General features: G+C 70.7%; 16 protein-coding genes. 11 read left to right on the top strand and 5 right to left on the bottom strand.

Translation table 11 applies throughout. From position 1 onward, the window contains the following. The 7 genes from DQW85_RS15330 to DQW85_RS15300 all read left to right on the top strand — a co-directional run. Positions 1 to 1,236: HsdM family class I SAM-dependent methyltransferase (locus DQW85_RS15330; protein WP_113700984.1), on the top strand; the 1,236-nt coding region annotated here is incomplete at its 5' end. 38 nt (positions 1,237 to 1,274) lie between these two features. Beyond that, on the top strand, positions 1,275 to 2,165 hold the full coding sequence (locus DQW85_RS15325) for a serine/threonine-protein kinase (RefSeq protein WP_113700979.1): 891 nt from the start codon (positions 1,275 to 1,277) through the stop codon (positions 2,163 to 2,165). Positions 2,166 to 2,336: 171 nt separating this feature from the next. Then, on the top strand, positions 2,337 to 3,644 hold the full coding sequence (locus tag DQW85_RS15320) for an ABC transporter substrate-binding protein (protein ID WP_113700978.1): 1,308 nt from the start codon (positions 2,337 to 2,339) through the stop codon (positions 3,642 to 3,644). Then, positions 3,641 to 4,597 (top strand): carbohydrate ABC transporter permease, encoded by a 957-nt coding sequence (locus DQW85_RS15315; RefSeq protein WP_113700977.1) that lies wholly within the window; start codon positions 3,641 to 3,643, stop codon positions 4,595 to 4,597. The genes DQW85_RS15320 and DQW85_RS15315 overlap by 4 nt, the downstream gene beginning before the upstream one ends. Then, a complete protein-coding gene (locus tag DQW85_RS15310; RefSeq protein WP_113700976.1) occupies positions 4,594 to 5,397 on the top strand; it encodes a carbohydrate ABC transporter permease in 804 nt (267 codons plus the stop codon). Before DQW85_RS15315 ends, DQW85_RS15310 begins: the two co-directional genes overlap by 4 nt. Continuing rightward, a complete protein-coding gene (locus DQW85_RS15305; protein ID WP_113700975.1) occupies positions 5,394 to 6,764 on the top strand; it encodes a GH1 family beta-glucosidase in 1,371 nt (456 codons plus the stop codon). Before DQW85_RS15310 ends, DQW85_RS15305 begins: the two co-directional genes overlap by 4 nt. A gap of 32 nt (positions 6,765 to 6,796) precedes the next feature. Next, on the top strand, positions 6,797 to 7,792 hold the full coding sequence (locus DQW85_RS15300; RefSeq protein WP_113700974.1) for a LacI family DNA-binding transcriptional regulator: 996 nt from the start codon (positions 6,797 to 6,799) through the stop codon (positions 7,790 to 7,792). Here DQW85_RS15300 and DQW85_RS15295 read toward each other — a convergent pair. Then, positions 7,784 to 8,167: a DUF1622 domain-containing protein gene (locus DQW85_RS15295; RefSeq protein ID WP_113700973.1), complete on the bottom strand. Its 384-nt coding sequence runs from the start codon at positions 8,165 to 8,167 to the stop codon at positions 7,784 to 7,786. The two genes, DQW85_RS15300 and DQW85_RS15295, sit on opposite strands and share 9 nt — an antisense overlap. A 123-nt stretch (positions 8,168 to 8,290) precedes the next feature. On the opposite strand from DQW85_RS15295, the gene DQW85_RS15290 reads away from it, so the two are divergent. Continuing rightward, positions 8,291 to 9,532: a hypothetical protein gene (locus DQW85_RS15290; protein WP_162795012.1), complete on the top strand. Its 1,242-nt coding sequence runs from the start codon at positions 8,291 to 8,293 to the stop codon at positions 9,530 to 9,532. 14 nt (positions 9,533 to 9,546) lie between these two features. Here the strand turns inward: DQW85_RS15290 and DQW85_RS15285 are convergent, their stop codons facing one another. Next, positions 9,547 to 10,074 carry a carboxymuconolactone decarboxylase family protein gene (locus DQW85_RS15285; protein ID WP_113700983.1) on the bottom strand — a complete coding sequence of 176 codons (528 nt, stop codon included), beginning with the start codon at positions 10,072 to 10,074 and terminating at the stop codon, positions 9,547 to 9,549. 140 nt (positions 10,075 to 10,214) lie between these two features. Continuing rightward, positions 10,215 to 11,087 (bottom strand): sugar kinase, encoded by an 873-nt coding sequence (locus DQW85_RS15280; protein ID WP_113700971.1) that lies wholly within the window; start codon positions 11,085 to 11,087, stop codon positions 10,215 to 10,217. Positions 11,088 to 11,273: 186 nt separating this feature from the next. Here DQW85_RS15280 and DQW85_RS15275 point away from each other — a divergent pair, with 186 nt between their 5' ends. The 3 genes from DQW85_RS15275 (at position 11,274) to DQW85_RS15265 (ending at position 13,217) form a co-directional block, all read left to right on the top strand. Beyond that, positions 11,274 to 12,005: a hypothetical protein gene (locus DQW85_RS15275; protein WP_113700970.1), complete on the top strand. Its 732-nt coding sequence runs from the start codon at positions 11,274 to 11,276 to the stop codon at positions 12,003 to 12,005. A 231-nt stretch (positions 12,006 to 12,236) separates the two neighbouring features. After that, positions 12,237 to 12,941, top strand: a complete 705-nt coding sequence (locus tag DQW85_RS15270; RefSeq protein WP_113700969.1) for a maleylpyruvate isomerase family mycothiol-dependent enzyme — start codon at positions 12,237 to 12,239, stop codon at positions 12,939 to 12,941. A gap of 36 nt (positions 12,942 to 12,977) precedes the next feature. Then, a complete protein-coding gene (locus tag DQW85_RS15265; RefSeq protein ID WP_113700982.1) occupies positions 12,978 to 13,217 on the top strand; it encodes a DUF6343 family protein in 240 nt (79 codons plus the stop codon). A 35-nt stretch (positions 13,218 to 13,252) separates the two neighbouring features. On the opposite strand, the gene DQW85_RS15260 is transcribed toward DQW85_RS15265, so the two are convergent. Continuing rightward, positions 13,253 to 13,492, bottom strand: coding sequence for a DUF3040 domain-containing protein (locus DQW85_RS15260; protein WP_162795011.1), 240 nt, complete (start codon positions 13,490 to 13,492; stop codon positions 13,253 to 13,255). A 133-nt stretch (positions 13,493 to 13,625) separates the two neighbouring features. Further along, the gene (locus DQW85_RS15255) at positions 13,626 to 13,871 is read right to left on the bottom strand and encodes a type B 50S ribosomal protein L31 (RefSeq protein ID WP_113700967.1); all 246 of its coding nucleotides are present in this window, start codon (positions 13,869 to 13,871) and stop codon (positions 13,626 to 13,628) included. Positions 13,872 to 13,896: the final 25 nt, after the last annotated feature.

The following is a 13,896-nucleotide window of genomic DNA, read 5'->3' as shown; positions in this document are numbered from 1 at the left end:
CCCCGGGCCGGCCGGGTGCTCGGGCAGGACCTCAGCGGCACCTCGGCCCGCATCGCGGCGGCCCGGCTGCGGCTGCGCGGCGTCGACGCCGAGATCGTGGCGGGCGACTCGATGCGCCACGACGGGTTCGCCGGGGTTCGGGCCGACGCCGTCGTCTGCGACCCGCCGTTCAACGAGCGCGCCTGGGGCTACGAGGAGCTGACCGGCGACCCGCGCTGGGAGTACGGCCTGCCGCCGCGCGGCGAGCCGGAGCTGGCCTGGGTGCAGCACTGCCTCACCCACGTCCGGCCGGGCGGCCGGGTCGCCATCCTCATGCCTCCCGCGGCGGCCAGCCGGAAGGCGGGCAGGCGCATCCGGGCCAACCTTCTGCGGGCCGGGGCGCTGCGCGCCGTGGTGGCCCTGCCGGGCTCCGACCTGTGGCTGCTGCGCAGGCCGGCGGGCGGCGAGCGCCCACCGTCCGACGTGCTGATCCTCGACGCCACCGCCGACCAGGCCATCGTCGAGCCCGCGTGGCGGGCCTATCTCGAGGACCGTTCCGACCAGACGGTGCGGATCATCGACCTGCTGGCCGACGAGGTGGACATGACGCCGGCCCGCCACCAGCGCCGTGACGACCTGGGCCGGGCCTTCACCGAGGCCCGCGACCGCTTCCTGGCCGCGACGGCCACGCCGCCCGACCTCAAGGTGCTGGAGCAGCCGCTCGACCAGCCGTTCACCACGATCGGCGACCTGATCAAGGAGGGTCTGGTCGCCGCGCTGCAGGCCCCGCCCAGGATGGTGTCCGGCGGCGGCGACATCCCGGTGCTCACCGCCGACGACGTGTCCCACGGCGCGCCGCCGTCCGGCCGTACGAGCGCGCAGCAGGGGCTCGTCGAGGTGCGGGAGGGCGACGTGGTGGCCTCCTACTCCAGCGTGCGGGTGATGGCCGAGGGAGGCTGCGTGCTGGGGCCGCACCTGACGCTCTACCGGGTCGATCCGCGCAGGCTCGACCCCGACTTCCTGGCCGGGTTCCTGCGCGCGGCGGGTGGGCGGGCGACCACCGGTTCCAGCCGGTTCGACGTGCGGCGCACCCGCCTGCCCCGCCTCTCGCCGGCGGAGCAGGGCGCGTACGGCGAGGCGTTCCGGCAGCTCGCGGCGCTGGAGGACGCCTTGAGGGAGACGTCCGCGCTCGGCCAGACGCTGATCCGGCTGGGTCTCGACGGGCTGACCGACGGGCACCTGCGCCCTCAGTCTTGACGGTGTAGTTTTTCCGGAAAGGCTGGGGGGAGGGGCGGATGGTCATCGGTGACCGCTATGTGCTCGACGACCTCCCCCTCGGCCAGGGCGGCATGGGAGCCGTCTACGCGGGGCACGACCGCCACCTCGACCGCCGGGTCGCGGTGAAGCTGCTGAGGCTGCCGAGCGGCCCCGACCACGAGCTGGAGCGCCGCTTCATCCGCGAGGCGCGCATCCTGGCCCGGCTGGAGCATCCAGGCGCTCCGGTGCTCTACGACTTCGGCGCCCACGATCAGCGGCTCTACCAGGTGATGCAGTTCATCGAGGGCGTCACGGTGGCCGACGTGGTGAGCGAGCACGGGCCGTTACCCGTGCCGTGGGCCGCCGGGATCGCCGCGCAGGCGTGCGCCGTGCTGTCGGCCGCGCACGCGCTCGCGATCTGTCACCGCGACCTCAAGCCGACCAATCTCATGCTCTGCCCCGACGGCAGCGTGAAGGTGCTCGACTTCGGCCTGGCGCTGCTGCGTGACGCCGACGTCACCACGTTCACCAGGATCGGCCAGATCCTCGGCACCCCCGCGTACATGGCGCCGGAGCAGATCCAGCACGGCGTGGCGGAGCCCCGCAGCGACCTCTACTCACTGGGCTGCGTGCTCCACGAGATGCTGACCGGGCGGCAGCTGTTCACCGGGCCGACCGACTACGTGGTCTTCGAGAAGCAGGTCAAGGAGCGGCCGCCGGCCATCCCTGGTCTGCCTGGCGAGCTGGGCGCGCTGCTGGCGCAGTTGCTGGAGAAGCGGCCGGACGACCGGCCGGCCGGGGGCGAGGAGCTGTACGAGCGGCTGGAGCCGTTCGCGGTGGGGCTGCCCATGCTGCCGGGCTTCCTGGCCAAGGCGCCGAGCCCCGGCCGGATGTACGCGCGGATCGTCGGCCGCGTGCTCAACGGCTGACGCGGCCCGGAGCCGGCCCTCCGCCCGGCGACTCCGCACCGCTTGCGAACACGCTCTCTCTGTAACCCGGATCGTTATCCAACGACCGTTGACAGCGAGGTGTGAGGACTACGACCCTTCTGAGAGAGCGCTCTCTCAGCCCAACCCCCAGTTCGAACCCAGGAGGGTTCCATGCCCCCTCGCATCAGGCGACTCGCCGTACCCCTGCTCACCGCGTCCCTGATCGCCATGGCCACGGCCGCCTGCGGCTCAGGCGGAGGCGGAGGCGGAGGCGGCGCCTCCGACACGGCGGCCAAGCCGGGAGAGAAGATCAAGCTCACCGTAGGCCTCTTCGGCGACTTCGGCTTCAAGCCGCTCTACGAGGAGTACAAGAAGACCCACCCGAACATCGAGATCGCCGAGGCGGTGACCCAGTTCAACGACCACCACAACAACCTGGTCAAGCGGCTGGCCACGAACGCGGGGGCGGCGGACATCGAGGCCGTCGAGGTGGGCTACATCAGCACGTTCACCGCGCAGCCCACCAAGTTCCACGACCTCAAGCAGTTCGGGCTGGACAAGCGCCAGAGCGACTACCTCGACTGGAAGTGGCAGCAGGGGCTGGGCAAGCAGGGCGGCCAGTTGCTCGGGCTCGGCACCGATGTGGGCGGCCTGGCCATGTGCTACCGCAAGGACCTGTTCGAGAAGGCCGGCCTGCCCACCGACCGCACCAAGGTGGCGGCCCTCTGGCCGACGTGGGAGCAGTACATCGAGACCGGCAAGAAGTTCGCCACGGCGAACGTGGCCGGCGCGAAGTTCGTGGACAGCCCCGGCGAGATCTTCCGCGCGATGGTCAACCAGGCGCCGACCGGCCTCTACGACCCGCAGGACAACATCATCGTGGGCTCCAACCCCGCGGTGAAGCAGGCCTGGGACCTGTCCAACCAGCTCACCTCCGAGAAGCTGACGGCCAAGCTGGCGGCCTTCTCCCCGCCGTGGAACACCGGCTTCGCCAAGGGCGCGTTCGCCACGATCATCTGCCCCGCCTGGATGACCGGCTACATCCAGGAGCAGGCCAAGGACGCCTCCGGCAAGTGGGACATCGCGACCGTTCCCGGCGGTTCGGGCAACAGCGGCGGCTCACACCTCATGATCCCCAAGCAGAGCAAGCACCCCAAGGAGGCGGCCGAGCTGATCGACTTCCTCACCTCCAAGGAGAACCAGGCGAAGGTCTTCAAGGAGGAGGGCACGTTCCCGTCGATCCCCGCCCTGTACGACGACCCGTCGATCCAGAACTTCACCAAGCCGTTCTTCGGTGACGCCCCGATCGGCAAGATCTACTCCGAGGCGGCCAAGGCGCTCAAGCCCCAGCACCTCGGGCCCAAGGAGGCCGAGGTCCGCGTCGTGATCGGCGACGGTCTCGGCCGGGTGGAGCAGGGCAAGCAGACGCCCGACGAGGCGTGGGCGCAGGTGCTCGAGGACGTCAAGAAGATCAAATGAGTTCTCTTCCGCTCGCCGTCCCGCGGCGGCGCAGGCGGAGCGTGCGGCACACCCTCGACGTGAGGGTGTCGCCGTACGCCTACGTCGCGCCCTTCTTCCTGCTCTTCTGCGCCTTCGGGCTGTTCCCGCTGATCTACACGGCGTGGGTGAGCCTGCACGACTGGACGCTGCTGTCCGACGAGCACACGTTCGTCGGAGCGAAGAACTTCGGCACGCTGCTCGCGGACGGCTACTTCTGGAACGCCACCTTCAACACGCTGTCCATCGGGGTGCTCTCGACGGCGCCGCAGCTGCTGCTGGCCATCTGGCTGGCGCACCTGCTCAACCGGCGGCTGCGGTTCCAGACGCTGTTCAGGGTGTCGCTGCTGCTGCCCAACGTCACCAGCGTGGTGGCCGTGGTGGTCATCTTCAGCCAGCTCTTCGGCCGGGACTTCGGCGTGATCAACTGGGTGCTCTCGTGGTTCGGCGCGGGCAGCGTCGACTGGGCGGCCGGCACGGCGAGCTCGCACATCGCGCTCTCCGTCATGATCATGTGGCGGTGGACCGGCTACAACGCGCTGATCTTCCTCGCGGCGATGCAGGCCGTGCCCCGTGAGCTGTACGAGGCGGCCACCCTGGACGGGGCGAGCAACTTCACCCAGCTCCGCCGGATCACCATCCCGATGATCCGGCCCACGATCATCTTCGTGGTCATCGTCTCCACGATCGGCGCCATGCAGATCATCGCCGAGCCGCTGCTGTTCGGCGCGAGCAGCGGCGCCGGAGGCGGCGCCGCCAGCGGCGGTCCTGACCGGCAGTACCAGACGCTGGCGCTGTTCGTCTACGAGCAGGGGTTCACCAAGTTCGACTTCGGCTACGCCTCGGCCGCCTCCTGGCTGATGTTCCTCGCCGTGGTGCTGGTCGCCGGCGTCAACTTCCTGATCACCCGCCGGGTGAAGGGCGGACTGGTATGAGGCTGCGCTACCTGACCCTGACCGCGGTGGCCTTCTTCTCCGCGTTCCCGCTCTACTACAGCGTGGTGGTGGCCTCCCGGCACAACTCGGCGCTGGCCCAGGTGCCGCCGCCGCTCTGGCCGGGCGGCAACTTCTTCGCCAACGTGTCGAGGGTCTTCGACACCGTGCCCTTCGGGCTGGCGCTGCTCAACTCGGTCATCGTGGCGGGCGCGATCGCGGTCGCGGTCATGTTCTTCTCGACGCTGGCCGGGTTCGCCTTCGCCAAGCTCCGCTTCCGGGGCAGGAACGTCATGCTGCTGATCACGGTCGCCACCATGATGGTGCCGGCTCAGCTCGGCATCATCCCGCTCTACCTGCTCATGGTGAAGCTGGAGTGGACCGGCACCATGTACGCCCTGGTCGTGCCGGCCCTGGTCAACGCGTTCGGCGTGTTCTTCATGACCCAGTACCTGTCGAGGGCCCTGCCGACCGAGCTGCTGGAGGCGGGCCGGGTCGACGGCTGCACGACCTGGAGGCTCTTCTGGCACGTCGTGGTGCCCGTGGCCCGGCCCGCGGCTTCCGTGCTCGGCATGCTCACGTTCATGTCGGCATGGAACGACTACTTCTGGCCGCTGGTCGTGCTCACCCCGGAGAACCCGACCGTGCAGGTGGCCCTGTCCACGCTGGCCAGCGGCTACGTCAACGACTACGTGCTGGGGCTGGCGGGCACCGCGGTGGGCACCCTCCCCCTCGTCCTCGTCTTCGTCCTGTTCGGCAAACAGATCATTGGTGGAATCATGCAAGGAGCTGTCAAAGGATGATTTTCCCGGAGAACTTCGTCTGGGGCGCTGCCACGGCCTCATACCAGATCGAGGGGGCGGTCAAGGAGGACGGGCGAGGCCAGTCGATCTGGGACACCTTCTCCCACTCCCCCGGGAACGTGGCAGGCGGCGACACGGGGGACGTGGCCTGCGATCATTACCACCGCTACGCCGACGACGTCGAGCTGATGCGCGAGCTGCGCCTGGCGGCCTACAGGTTCTCGGTGGCCTGGCCGCGCGTGCAGCCCGACGGCACCGGACCGGCCAACCCGCGCGGGCTCGCGTTCTACGACAGGCTCGTGGACAAGCTGCTCAGCGCCGAGATCGTGCCGTACGTCACGCTCTATCACTGGGACCTGCCCCAGGCGCTGGAGGACCGCGGCGGCTGGACGGACCGCGACACGGCCTACCGGTTCGCCGAGTACGCCCAGGCCGTGCACGACAGGCTCGGCGACCGCGTGCACCATTGGGCCACGCTCAACGAGCCGTGGGTGTCGGCGTTCCTGGGCTACGGCAACGGCGTGCACGCGCCGGGTCGCCGTGACCCGGGCGATGCGATGCGCGCCGCCCACCACCTGCTGCTGGGCCACGGCCTGGCCACCGCCCGGCTGCGCGAGCTGGGCGCGCGGAGCGTCATGCTCGTGGTCAACTCGGCGCCCGTGCTCACCCCCGCCCAGGTCAACGACCCGGACGCGCGGCCGGACCAGGCGGACGCGGCGGGCGTGGAGCGGGTCCACGCCCTGCTGACCAGGCAGTTCCTCGATCCGGTGATCCACGGCCGCTACCCGGCGCAGGTGCTGGAGGCCGCGGAGCGCAACGGCGGCACCGGGCACGTCAAGGACGGCGACCTGCGGGCCATCGCAGCGCCGATCGACCAGATCGGCATCAACTACTACAACCCCTGCGTGGTGGAGGCGAGCCCCGGCGAGCCCGCCGACGCGGCGTGGCCGGGCTCGGAGGGCGTCAGGTTCGGCGGCGCCGACGCCCCCACCACCGCGATGGGCTGGCCGATCGTGCCCGACGGCCTGTCCAGGCTGCTCGTGCGGCTGTCGCACGACTACCCGGGGGTGCCGCTCATGGTCACCGAGAACGGCGCGGCCTTCGACGACGTCGTCGAGAACGGCCGGGTGCACGACGCCGACCGGGTGTCCTACCTCGACGGACACCTGCGCGAGGCGCACCGGGCCATCGAGGCGGGCGCCGATCTGCGCGGCTATCTGGTGTGGTCGCTGCTTGACAACTTCGAATGGGCCGAGGGCTACAGTCGCAGGTTCGGCATCGTGCACGTCGACTACGCGACACAGGCCCGTGTACCGAAGGACAGCGCACTGTGGTTCCGCGACGTCATCACCAGGAACGGGCTGTAGATTTTTTCCGTGCTCTCCCTCTTGGTGCAGTCATGAGACGCCCGACCCTGGAGGCGGTCGCCGCCCGGGCCGGGGTCTCGCGTGCCACCGCGTCCCGTGTCGTCAACGGGCAGGCGACGGTGGCGCCGCACATCCGCGACGCCGTGCTGCGCGCTATCGACGAGCTGGGCTACGTGCCCAACTCCGCCGCGCGCAGCCTCGTCACCCAACGCACGGACTCGATCGCCCTGGTGGTCTCCGAGCCTCCGACCAGGGTCTTCTCGGAGGACCCCCTGTTCTCCACGGTGATCCGCTCGGCCAGCGTGGAGCTGGAGGCGGTCAACAAGCAGGTCGTGCTGATGCTGGCCTCCTCCCCCATGAGCCACGCCCGGGTGGAGCGTTACATCGCGGGCGGGCACGTCGACGGGGTCATGCTCATCTCGATGCACGGCGCCGACCCGCTCCCGTCCGCGCTGTCCCGGCTGCGCGTCCCCGTCGTCTCCTACGGCAGGCCGGCCGTTCCCGTGGACATCCCGTACGTCGACAACGACAACGTGGGCGGCGCCGAGCTCGCGGTCCGCCACCTGGTCTCGACCGGCAGGCGGCGCATCGCGACGATCGCCGGCCCGCAGGACATGATCGGCGGGCAGGACCGGCTGACCGGCTACCGCACCGTGCTGCGCGACTCCGACCGGCGCTCGATCGTCGCGGTGGGCGACTTCACGCGCGAGTCGGGCGCGGTGGCGATGCGCCAGCTCCTCGGCGACGACCCGTCCCTGGACGCCGTGTTCGTGGCCAACGACCTGATGGCGGTGGGCGCGCTGCAGTCGCTGAGACTGGCGGGCCGCAGGGTGCCCGACGACGTGGCGGTGGTGGGCTTCGACGACATCGAGGCCGCCAAGTACACCGAGCCCCCGCTGACCACGATCCGCCATCCGGTGGTGGAGCAGGCGACGGCCATGGTCCGCCTCCTCCTCGGCCTGTTCGAGGGCGGCCCGGCCGACCCGGTGATCCTCCCCACGGAGCTGGTCATCCGCGACTCAGCCTGACCCGTGGGCAGGCCCGCCGCCCGCGGAGGAGGGCTGCGGGGGCGGCGGGCGCCAGGGCAGCCGTCCCTCCAGCTCCACCTGGAGCGAGAAGCTGAGGAACGTCCGCACGGCCACGATCACCGCCAGCACGCCCACGCTCTGGAACGTCGGAGACACGGCCACGGTCCTGATGATGTCGGCGGCGACCAGCAGCTCCAGCCCGAGGAGGATGGCCCGCCCCACGCCCTGGCGGTACAGGCGGTACACCTCGGCTACGTCGCGCGTCCGCAGCCACCGCAGCCCGAACACGACGCTGGCGATGAGGGTGCCGGCCGCGATCGCGACCACGCCCGCGAAGTCCAGCGCCTCACCGATGACTTCGATGATGTCCTTCACCTGTCCGCCACACCTCCCTGCCGACCCCTCCTTCCCTTCATGCCCGGGATCTCAACCCAACCGTGATCAACAGTTGAGATCATGGGGCCGCTCGCTGACCCCCGCTGGTGGAGATGATCGGCCTTGCGCGTCTTATCAGCCCTGAGCGTGCTCGTCCTGCTGGCCCTCGCGCTCCCCTCGGTGGCGGCGGCCGGGGTAAGGGCCGTGGCGGAGAACATGGCGGACAAGACGCTGAACGTCGCCTACACGTGCACGGGCGGGCCGTTCACCAACACCTCGCTCAACGTGGCGGTCGCCGTGCCGGACGCGGCGAGCGGCACGTTCGACGTCAAGTGGACCATTCCGGCGCTGACGCTGCGGACGGCGCCGGCCGCTCCCACGCAGGTGCTGGTCTCGGGCGCGCTGGAGGTGACCGGAGGGACGCACGCCGAGCTCGACGGGACGGGCGCCGCCGTCGCCGCCGGGTCCACGTCCGTGCCGGCCGGGCAGGTGACCAGCAGGGTTACGGTGACCGCCGCCACGGGCGGCCAGGTGACGGTCAAGCCATCGGCGGATCCGGACAGCCTGTTGCTGGGGCTGGCCGGCGAGGCGGAGGAGGCGACGTCGTGCACGACCACCGGCACGCAGAGCGTGGTGGTCACGGTCGGGCAGGGCGGCGCCGGTGACAGCGGCTCCGACGTGGTCGAGTACCGCTGCGCCGACAGAGCGGGCGCGGCGCAGGACGTGAAGATCAGGATCACCCTGACCATGCCTGCCTCACCCAAGGCCGGGGAGCAGTTCAGCATCGGCTGGTCCGGGACGTACGTGGCCGGATCGGAGCTGAAGGCGCCCGCTGCCGGGCTCCCGGCTGACGCGAAGCTCTACGCCTACGCCTCGATCTCGAACCTGCCCAAGCTGACCTCGGCGACCGGAGTGGGCACGCTGGGCTCCGCCGCCGCCGGGCAGGCCGTCACGTTGCCCGGCTCGGTCACCATGAGGACGACCTCGCGCAACGCGGGGACGGCCACGGTCAGGCCGGCCGCCGTCAACATCGGCGCTACGCCCGGCGGGCGGCTGGTCGAGTGCGAGGTCAAGAACCCGGACGCGCTCAAGACGTACTCGCTGACCATCGGCGCGGGCACCTCGACGTCCTCCGCGACCCCCTCCTCGAAGGCGGCGCGGACGTCCACCGCCACGCCGGCCCGCACCGCCGAGCCGTCGCGGACGCCCCGGAGCTCCATTACTCCCCGCGACGGCGTCGCGACGGGCGCGGGAGGAGAGGCCGGGCCCGACGGGCGGGTGTTCGTGCTCGCCGGGTCGCTGCTGATCCTCGCCGCGGGCACGGGCGGGCTGCTCCTGCGCCGCCGTACCGGTGGGGGTGGGTGAGGCCGGCCTGGCGGCTACACCCTGAAGACCCGCAGTTGCATGGCGAGCGTGGCGTAGTAGCCGACCAGCGTGGTCAGCTCGAACACCGCCTTCTCGGGCAGGGCGGCATACTCCTCGTCGTCGAGGTCGCCCCTGGCCACCAGCGCCCGGGCCACGCGCAGCACCGCGGACTCCTCCGGGTCGTCCAGCTCGACCGGCGCGCCGGTGCGCAGCGCGTCGAGCTGACCGTCGGACAGGCCGAGCCGGCGCCCGATCTCCTCGTGCACCCGCTGCTCGAACGCGCTGCCCCAGTGGTGCGCCACCACCAGGATGGCCATCTCCCTGGCCCGGTCGCTCAGCCCCGACCGGTAGCGGATCGCCGCCCCCAGCTCCTGCAGCGCGTCGCCGACGGGCGGGCTGAGCAGCATGGCGTTGAACGGCCCGGCCAGGCCACCCGCCTCGTCGAGCATGGACGCGCCGCGCGGGCCCGCGATGATCTTCTCGTAGAGGGCGAGCGCGTCGGAGGTGAGGCCGGCGGGCTCGATGGACGGCAGGCGTTTCATGCGAGCCATGCTAGAGCCCTGGATGACAGCCGCCGGACTCCGCGCCAGGCCCTGCCGTCGCTCTTAGGGTTCGGTCCTCCGCGCCAGGCCCTGCCGTCACTCTTAGGGTTCGGTCCTCCGCGCCAGGCCCTGCCGCCGTCTTAGAGCTCGGCCCTCGTCGGCAGGCCCTGCCAGTCGCCGGCGCTGGTCATCGCGGCCGCGCTGAGGAGCGTGCCGCGGTGCAGGCGCTCGGGCGGGGTGAGGCCGTCCAGGGCCGCGCTGATGTAGCCGGCCACGAACGCGTCGCCCGCGCCCGCCGCTTCCACCATGGGCGCCTGCGGCCCCGGCGCGTCGTACCGCATCCGGTCGGCCCGCACGCTCGCGCCCTTCGCGCCGCGGTCCACCACGACCTCGCGCTCGGGCGTCAGCGCGGGCTTGACCAGGTCGAGCTCGTCCTGGCCCAGGAAGAGCAGGTGGGATTCGCAGGCGAGCTCGCTCAGCACGTCCTCCGCCTCCCTGACCGAGGGCCACAGCTCCGGGACGTACCGGACCGCGAACGAGATCATCACCCCGGCGGTCTTGGCGGCCCCCACCGCGACGCGGACCGCTTCGAGCGCGTCCCTGCCGAGCGCCGCCGTGACGCCGGTGACGTGCAGCATCCTCGCGGCGGCGATCCGGTCGATGGGCACGTTGCCCGGCGCCAGCGCGGCCCCGGCCGATCCGGAGCGGTACTGCGAGACCTGCGGGTCCCGGCCGACCCGCGACTCCCTGAGGATCATCCCGGTACGCGAGCCCTCGGCGACGCGCATGTCGGCCACGTCGACGCCTTCGCCCCTGAGCACCGTGAGAACCCTGGCGCCCAGTTCGTCGCCGCCCACCTTGCCCAGGTAGCACGTCCGGTGACCGAGCCTGGCCAGCGCGACCGCCAGCGTGAACTCGGGCCCGCAGACGTCCAGCCTGGCCTCTGTCTCGTGGCGGACCCGGCCGCTGGACACCACGCCCAGCGCCTCGCCAAGGGTGTAGACGTCGGTCATGAGCGAGACTGTAGCCGGTCAACAGCCCCTAATCCGGATTTATGCGTATTGTCCCTGGTTAAGGCGATGTTCAAAGTTTTTCTCCCGCTTTAGCCAACCTTTGACCCCATTCGCGCCTCAAAGTAGTAGAGGGAGTTGGCTATCCCGGCCGACTCCAGCGATACGGGGAGAGGAATCAGCACCCTCATGAAGAAAATCGCTGTAGGCATCGTCTCCGCCCTCGTGGGCGGGGCGCTTCTCGTCTCCGGTGGTGCCGCCACGGCACAGACCAGGACGCCGACGGTCGAGATCAAGGACATCTCGCCCAACCCGGTCGTCGTCAAGGCCGGTAGCGAGGCCGAGGCCTACTTCAAGGTTCAGGCCAGCTCTGACGTCGACAGCGTCAGGCTGAGCGTGGAGCCGCAGGCGCAGTTCCGCGCCCTCCGCGCCAAGGACGCCAGGCAGCTCGAGAACTGGCGTTTCGCCATCCCCTTCAACGAGAACGACCCCGAGGGCAAGTGGAAGGCCACCGCCCAGGGCATCAAGAACGGCAGGGTCGTCGTGACCGACACGGCGTTCTTCTCCGTCGAGGTCGAGGAGGGCGGCAAGGGCGAGACCCGGATCTCCCGCTTCAGCGCCGACCCGTTCAAGGTCCGCAAGGGCAAGACGGTCTGGTTCTCCGGCCGTCTCCAGACGGACGACGACGGCTGGGAGGGCGTGCGCGGCGAGCGGGTCAGCATCTACTACCGCTCCAACGGCTCGAACGGCTGGAAGTGGGTCGCCTCGGCCGACACCAGATGGGGCGGCAAGTTCGTGGCCAAGACGCGCGCCTGGAAGAGCGGCACCTACAAGGCCGTTTACGCGGGTAGCGACGAGCTCGAGGGCGCCGAGAGCCGCACGGACTACGTGCGGGTCTACCGCGGCTGGTACCACCGGTAAGGAGTACCCGCCCCTCGGGTGATCACATCCGACCGCGAGCCCGGTCCCCTGCACGGGGACCGGGCTCGCGCCTTTCCCACCTTCCCGACAGGACGCGGGCTCGTGCCGGGTGGACGCCTTCCGCCGCCGTCGTCTCGGGACACCCGTGGGACGGCGGCACCTGCCCGCCCGTCGAGGTCGTACGCGCCAGATGGACCGTGAGAGGAGCCGCCACGGGGGTAGCGTCGAAGTATGGCTGAGGACCTGCTCAAGGAGTTCGAGCCGTTCGACATCTTCGACGCCGAGGCGGCCCGGCTCGACCGATTCTTCTCCGGTCTCGACGACGAGGCATGGCAGCGACCCTCGCGGTGCGAAGGGTGGTCGGTCCGCGACGTGCTTGCCCACCTGGCGGGCGAGGAGCTCTACAACCACGCCTGCCTCGACGGCGACGTACAGGAGCTGCTCGCCCGGCTCGCCCGGGAAGGGGTCGACGGCTTCCACGACTTCAACGAGTGGTGCGTGCGGCAGCGCCGCGCCGTGCCCGTACAGGAAGTCCTGGAAGAGTGGCGAGCGGAGAACGGCGAGACCCGGCGGCGCATGCGTGACCTCGGCCGTGACGCGCTGATCGACACGATGGCCGGCCCCTACCCGGTGGGGCTGCAGGCGTTCCACTACGACTCCGAGTACGCCACGCACGCCGACGACGTGGGGGTGCCGGTGGCGCGGGACGAGGCGGACGGTAGGACGCTGTGGCGGGTGGCGGTGGGCCGGTTCGCGCTGTCCGAGCAGGGGACCGATGTCCAGGTCGAGCAGACGGGGGAGCAGATCTGGGCGCACGCCGGCGGGGTCGAGACGACGCTGTCCTATCCGGAGTTCGTGGCGGCCACGGTGGGGCGCCTGCCCGCGGGCCACGACCTCGACCGGCGGCTCGTCGCGAAGCTGAGGTGCCTGGCCTGAGAGTCCCAGGCCCCGCGACGCGGAAGGAGCATGATCATGTGGCTGCGTGACCGGCAGGGCACCGAGCCGCTGACGGCCCGGAGTCCGCTGGGCGCCCGGCGGGCCCTGTCACTGGTGGCGCTGGTGGCCGGCCTCGCGGCGGCGATCTTCTTCGTCTCGCGCGCGATGAGCACCGGGCAAGAGGTGTGGGCGTGGGAGGCGGCGGTCGCGGCCGTGGTGGCCATCATCGCGGCCGTGGACCTGGCAGTGATCAGACGCCGCAGATCGCACGGCTGACGGCTCTGGGGACGTGCCGATGACAGGCATCGACATCACGTCAGGAAGACGGCCAGCATGAGCAGCGCCACCAGCAGGACGACAGTGGCCATGATGATCCATACATGCCCGGTCACCCAGACACGAGCCCGCTGGCCGTAGGGCCGCATGAAGGTGTTCTCGCCGGATTCGATGCTGTTGATCGCCGCGACGCGCCTGGCCAGGTCCGGATCCTCCAGGGCCAGAGCATGCTCCATTTCAGCGAGGATGCGGCGTTCCTTCCCAGTGAGACTCATCGCGATCACCATTGCTCCCACGCCGGTGAAGCCTTTCTACCCATAAGTAATGAGGGGCATGCGGCCTCCCTGGCGACCTGGAGCGCAGGTGATCGGCCCCGCGCGCCCCGCCGGGGCGGGCGGGGCCCGGGCGTCAGGCCTTGCCGTAGCGCTGCCTGAAGCGCTCCACCCGTCCGGCGCTGTCGAGGACGCGCCCGCGTCCGGTGTAGTAGGGGTGACTGGCGGAGGAGACGTCCACGTCGACGACGGGATAGGTCTTGCCGTCCTCCCACTCGACGGTCTTGCTGCTCGTCACGGTCGAGCGGGTGAGGAAGGCGAACCCGACGCCGGGGTCGCGGAACACGACGGGACGGTACGAGGGGTGCAGGTTCTTCTTCATGCCCCCTGCAACCCAGCGGCAATGG

The organism is Nonomuraea lactucae, from assembly GCF_003313395.1.
Lineage (GTDB): Bacteria > Actinomycetota > Actinomycetes > Streptosporangiales > Streptosporangiaceae > Nonomuraea > Nonomuraea lactucae.
Note: the sequence above shows the minus strand (reverse complement) of the source record. Positions and strands in the feature narration are given on the sequence as shown.

Bases quoted from the DNA above. Each gene is read 5' to 3' on its own strand.
- DQW85_RS15260 (WP_162795011.1), bottom strand. From the start codon at position 13,492: ATGAGTCTCACTGGGAAGGAACGCCGCATCCTCGCTGAAATGGAGCAT.
- DQW85_RS15275 (WP_113700970.1), top strand. From the start codon at position 11,274: ATGAAGAAAATCGCTGTAGGCATCGTCTCCGCCCTCGTGGGCGGGGCG.
- DQW85_RS15315 (WP_113700977.1), top strand. From the start codon at position 3,641: ATGAGTTCTCTTCCGCTCGCCGTCCCGCGGCGGCGCAGGCGGAGCGTG.
- DQW85_RS15255 (WP_113700967.1), bottom strand. From the start codon at position 13,871: ATGAAGAAGAACCTGCACCCCTCGTACCGTCCCGTCGTGTTCCGCGAC.
- DQW85_RS15265 (WP_113700982.1), top strand. From the start codon at position 12,978: ATGTGGCTGCGTGACCGGCAGGGCACCGAGCCGCTGACGGCCCGGAGT.
- DQW85_RS15270 (WP_113700969.1), top strand. From the start codon at position 12,237: ATGGCTGAGGACCTGCTCAAGGAGTTCGAGCCGTTCGACATCTTCGAC.
- DQW85_RS15310 (WP_113700976.1), top strand. From the start codon at position 4,594: ATGAGGCTGCGCTACCTGACCCTGACCGCGGTGGCCTTCTTCTCCGCG.
- DQW85_RS15320 (WP_113700978.1), top strand. From the start codon at position 2,337: ATGCCCCCTCGCATCAGGCGACTCGCCGTACCCCTGCTCACCGCGTCC.
- DQW85_RS15325 (WP_113700979.1), top strand. From the start codon at position 1,275: ATGGTCATCGGTGACCGCTATGTGCTCGACGACCTCCCCCTCGGCCAG.
- DQW85_RS15300 (WP_113700974.1), top strand. From the start codon at position 6,797: ATGAGACGCCCGACCCTGGAGGCGGTCGCCGCCCGGGCCGGGGTCTCG.
- DQW85_RS15280 (WP_113700971.1), bottom strand. From the start codon at position 11,087: ATGACCGACGTCTACACCCTTGGCGAGGCGCTGGGCGTGGTGTCCAGC.
- DQW85_RS15305 (WP_113700975.1), top strand. From the start codon at position 5,394: ATGATTTTCCCGGAGAACTTCGTCTGGGGCGCTGCCACGGCCTCATAC.
- DQW85_RS15285 (WP_113700983.1), bottom strand. From the start codon at position 10,074: ATGAAACGCCTGCCGTCCATCGAGCCCGCCGGCCTCACCTCCGACGCG.